The organism is Actinoplanes sp. NPDC049265 (assembly GCF_043197135.1).
In the GTDB taxonomy this organism is placed as follows: domain Bacteria; phylum Actinomycetota; class Actinomycetes; order Mycobacteriales; family Micromonosporaceae; genus Actinoplanes.
In genome coordinates, this window is sequence record NZ_JBICSP010000056.1 from 1 (window position 1) to 3,122 (window position 3,122).

1 protein-coding gene is annotated in these 3,122 nt (G+C 68.7%); it reads left to right on the forward strand.

From position 1 onward, the window contains the following. Positions 1–3,122 (forward strand): beta-ketoacyl synthase N-terminal-like domain-containing protein (locus ACGFIO_RS44255; RefSeq protein WP_392837290.1); only part of this gene is annotated, 3,122 nt, incomplete at both ends.

A 3,122-nucleotide genomic window follows, 5' to 3' on the forward strand; every position in this document is an offset into this window, starting at 1 on the left:
CGCATCCACCGCAACGGACAACAAACCATCACCACCCCACACGGCATACACCTCTACGACACCGCCACAAACCACGGCCACCCACTCCTGGTCGCGGCTCCGACGAAGCCGCCACTCGACACCGAGGCTCCCGCCCTGCTGCGCGGCCTCGCCACAACGCGACGCCCGCAACGCAGATCCGTCGGCGCCTCCTCACTTCAGGCTCGACTCGACAGCCGTACCGGCCCCGAAAAGCACCGCCTACTGCTCGACATCGTCCTGGCCAACGCCGCCACGGTTCTCGGCCACGACGCAGCGGACACCGTCGCCCCCGACAAACCGTTCAAGGACCTGGGCATCGACTCACTGACCGCCGTCGAGCTGCGCAACAGCCTCGCGAAAGCCACCGAGCTCCGGTTGCCGGCCACCACGGCATTCGACTATCCGACCCCGGAGGCTTTGGCGACGCGGCTGGCCGAGTTGCTGACCGGCGCGGCGTCCGTGCCGGCGCGCAAGCCCGTGCCGAAGGTCGGTCAGGACGAGCCGCTGGCCATCGTCGGCATGGCCTGCCGGCTCCCGGGCGGTGTCACGTCGCCGGAGGATCTGTGGCGGCTGGTCGAGTCGGGCACCGACGCGATCTCCGGTTTCCCGGCCGACCGGGGCTGGGCCGAATATTCGTTCCAAGGCGGATTCCTCGAGGCCGCCGCGGACTTCGACGCAGCGTTCTTCGGCATCAGCCCCCGCGAGGCGCTGGCCATGGACCCGCAGCAGCGGCTGGTCCTCGAAGCGTCCTGGGAGGCCTTCGAACGAGCGGGCATCGAACCGGGCTCACTGCGCGGCAGCGACACCGGCGTGTTCATGGGGGCTTACCCCGGCGGGTACGCGGTCGGCGCCGACCAAGCCGGATTCGGTGCCACGGCCGGTGCGGGCAGCGTCCTCTCCGGCCGGGTCTCGTACTTCTTCGGCCTCGAAGGCCCGGCCGTCACCGTCGACACCGCCTGCTCGTCGTCGCTGGTTGCCCTGCACCAGGCCGGACACGCGCTGCGCCTGGGGGAGTGTTCACTGGCGCTGGTCGGCGGCGTCACCGTGATGGGCACCCCCGACATCTTCACCGAGTTCTCCCGCCAGGGGGGCCTGGCCTCCGACGGCCGGTGCAAGGCCTTCGCCGACACGGCCGACGGTACGGGCTGGGCCGAAGGCGTCGGTGTCCTCCTGGTCGAGCGCCTCTCCGACGCCGAACGCAACGGTCACCGGGTGCTCGCGTTGGTGCGCAGTTCGGCTGTCAACCAGGACGGCGCCTCCAACGGTTTGACCGCCCCGAACGGCCCGTCCCAGCAGCGGGTGATCCAGGCGGCTCTGGCCAATGCCGGTTTGACGCCTGCCGAGGTGGATGTGGTCGAGGCGCATGGCACCGGGACCCGCCTCGGTGACCCGATCGAGGCCCAGGCGGTGATCGCCACTTACGGCCAGGACCGTGACCAGCCTTTGCTGCTTGGCTCGGTCAAGTCGAATGTCGGTCATACGCAGGCGGCGGCCGGTGTCTCCGGTGTCATCAAGATGGTCATGGCGCTGCGGCACGGTGTTGTGCCTCGCACCTTGCACGTGGATGAGCCGACCCGTCATGTGGATTGGGCCGCGGGTGCCGTGCGGCTGGCCATTGAGAACCGGCCTTGGCCCGGGTCTGGCCGGCCGCGTCGTGCGGGTGTGTCGTCGTTCGGCATCAGTGGCACCAACGCCCACGTGATCCTGGAGGGCGTGCCCGAGGAGCCGGCCCGCCCTGACGAGCCCTCCGAGCTGACCCCGCTGCTCCTTTCGGCCAAGACCCCCGCAGCGCTGACCCAGCTCGAGTACCGGCTCCGCGCCTACGTGACTGGCAGCCAAGATCTGACGGCTGTTGCGTCGACGTTGGCTGAGACGAGGTCGTTGTTCGACCACCGCGCCGTCCTGCTGGGCGAGGACACGGTCACAGGGGTGGCGGAGCCGGATCCGCGAGTGGTGTTCGTGTTCTCGGGTCAGGGTTCGCAGCGCGCTGGCATGGGTGATGATCTCGCGGCTGTGTTCCCGGTGTTCGCGAAGATCCGTCAGCAGGTGTGGGATCAGCTCGACATCCCCGACCTGGACGTCAACGACACCGGCTATGCCCAACCGGCCTTGTTCGCCCTGCAGGTTGCGTTGTTCGGTCTTCTCGATTCTTGGGGGGTACGCCCGGACGCGTTGATCGGCCATTCGATCGGTGAACTGGCAGCCGGTTATGTGTCGGGCATCTGGTCTTTGGAGGATGCCTGTGCGCTGGTGTCGGCTCGTGCCCGGTTGATGCAGGCCCTGCCGCTGGGCGGGGTGATGGTCGCTGTCCCAGTCTCTGAACAGCAAGCTCAGGCTGTGCTTACCGACGGGGTGGAGATTGCTGCGGTCAATGGACCGTCGTCGGTGGTGCTTTCCGGCGACGAATTCGCGGTGTTGCAGGCGGCGGAAAGCCTGGGTGGCCGGTGGAAGCGGTTGGCGACCAGTCACGCGTTTCATTCGGCGCGGATGGAGCCGATGCTGGCCGAATTCCGGGCGGTGGCCGAACAACTCACCTACCACGCCCCGAACATCCCTCTAGCCGCCGAGAATGACCCTGAATATTGGGTGCGGCAGGTCCGCGACACCGTCCGGTTCGGTGAGCAGGTGGCCGTTCACGACGGCGCGGTGTTTGTCGAGCTGGGACCCGATGGGAGTCTGGCGCGGCTGATCGATGGCATCGCGATGCTCGACCGTGACGATGAGCCGCGGGCCGCGCTGACCGCGTTGGCCCAGCTGCACGTGCGTGGTGTGACAGTCGACTGGCCCATCGCCGCCGGGCGCCGGGTGTCGGATCTGCCGACCTACGCCTTCCAACATCAGCGCTATTGGGCGGCCGGCGCCGTCCGGCCAGGAGATGTGTCGGGGTTGGGCCTGGCGGCGGTGCGGCATCCCCTGCTGGGTGCGGCGACCGTGCTTCCCGGCTCGGATGGTGATGGTGTGGTGTTGACCGGGCGGGTGTCGCTGGCCACGCACCCGTGGCTGGGTGACCACGCGGTGCGGGGCAGTGTGTTGTTGCCGGGTACGGGGTTCGTGGAGCTGGTCGTCCGGGCCGCCGCCGAGGTGGGCTGTGACGTCGTCGA